Source organism: Afipia sp. GW822-FHT03D08 (assembly GCF_058801645.1).
The window spans coordinates 1-1,239 of record NZ_JBXANK010000007.1 but is presented as its reverse complement, the minus strand read 5'-3'; the positions used below and the strand labels follow the sequence as shown (position 1 = coordinate 1,239).

General features: G+C 58.9%; 1 protein-coding gene. It reads right to left on the bottom strand.

The window, feature by feature from the left end:
- Positions 1–35: 35 nt before the first annotated feature.
- Positions 36–1,177 (bottom strand): IS3 family transposase gene (locus AC1RM7_RS23815; RefSeq protein ID WP_085947356.1). Its coding sequence is split into 2 segments (ribosomal slippage): positions 36–913 and positions 913–1,177, totalling 1,143 coding nucleotides; the frame shifts between segments, so codons are not numbered across the junction.
- Positions 1,178–1,239: the final 62 nt, after the last annotated feature.

The following is a 1,239-nucleotide window of genomic DNA, read 5'->3' as shown; positions in this document are numbered from 1 at the left end:
CTGACCGGCCCCCACTGAGTGGTCCGATCGGAATGTTAGTTTAGGGATTGCATTTTGACTACCTCCTTTGGTGCTGGCCAGACGATGGCTTCGGGTGCCGGTGGTCGATATCCAAGCGATGAGTGTGGACGCACCGTGTTGTAGTGACGTCGCCAGTTTTCGATCACGATCTGGGCCTCCTTCAATGTGTAGAAGATTTCGCCGTTGAGCAGTTCATCGCGCAGCTTGCCGTTGAAGCTCTCGCAATAGCCATTCTCCCACGGACTGCCCGGCTCGATGTAAGCAGTCCTGGCTCCGACGGTGGCGATCCAATCCCGCAGCGCCTCGGCGACGAACTCAGGGCCATTGTCCGAACGTATGTGCGCAGGGATGCCCCGCGAGACGAACAGCTCGCAGAGCGCTTCGATGACGTCAGTTGCTTTGAGCTTCCGCGCGACACGGATGGCCAGGCTCTCACGGCTGAACTCGTCGATGATGCACAACATCCGGAACGCCTTGCCGTCGTGGGTGCGGTCGGCGACGAAGTCATAGGACCAGACATGGTTGGGTCGCTCCGGCCGCAGACGGATGCATGAGCCGTCGTTGAACCAGAGACGCCCGCGTTTAGGTTGTTTTAGGGGGACCTTCAGCCCCTCGCATCGCCAGATCCGCTCAACACGCTTCTTGTTCACCATCCAGCCGGCTCTGCGAAGCAACGCCGTAATTCGGCGATATCCGTAGCGGCCATATTGGCGGGCAAGCTCGATGATGTCGGCAGTCAAAGCCGCCTCGTCATCGGGTGTCGTTGGAGTCTTGCGCTGCGTCGATCGGTGTTGACCCAAAGCCCGGCACGCCCGTCTCTCGGAGATGCCAAGCTCGGCTGTTACATGATCGACGCAAGCACGGCGTCGGGAGGGGCTTAGAAGTTTCCCTTTGCGGCCTCCGCCAGGATCAGCTTGTCCAGCGTCAGATCCGACACCGCTCGCCGGAGACGATTGTTCTCAGTCTCCAGCTCTTTGAGTCGCTTCACCTGATCGCCCTTCAGGCCACCGTACTCGTTTCGCCATCGATAGTACGTTACTTCCGTCACGCCTATCGCTCGGACTGCGTCTGCTACCTGCCGGCCCTGTGCCATCAGCACATCAACCTGCCGCAGCTTCGCAACGATCTCTTCAGCCGTATGCCTCTTCCTTGCCATTGATCTTATCCTCCATCCGAAAATCATACTTCAGGGAGGACCACTTCAAAGGGGGCAGATCA